The organism is Planktothrix paucivesiculata PCC 9631 (assembly GCF_900009265.2).
In the GTDB taxonomy this organism is placed as follows: Bacteria; Cyanobacteriota; Cyanobacteriia; order Cyanobacteriales; family Microcoleaceae; genus Planktothrix; species Planktothrix paucivesiculata.
Genome location: NZ_LR735037.1, coordinates 1 through 218, shown reverse-complemented (window position 1 = coordinate 218; position 218 = coordinate 1). Strand labels below are relative to the sequence as shown.

The window sequence follows — 218 nt, the reverse complement described above, 5'->3', positions numbered from 1 at the left end:
ATACTCAAAACCAAGCTCGGGCTTTAATGATGCGTCATCATCAAGTGATCAAAAACCGTCAACAATCAATGTTGAATCGAGTTTCTGACGAAGTGGGTACGGAACCCGGCGATATCTCAACGATTCAAGGTAAACCCAGTGCCAATTCTGTCAGTAACTATGACCGTGGCAACGGGATGATTTAGGCGAGTTGAATATAATATTAAGCTGAAAAAACC

1 protein-coding gene is annotated in these 218 nt (G+C 42.2%); it reads left to right on the top strand.

Going from position 1 to position 218, the window contains the following annotated elements; translation table 11 throughout:
* Window positions 1-185, top strand: a 185-nt coding sequence (locus PL9631_RS25460; RefSeq protein ID WP_083624796.1) for a hypothetical protein, incomplete at its 5' end; no start/stop codon positions are given.
* Between the last annotated feature and the right edge of the window lie 33 nt (window positions 186-218).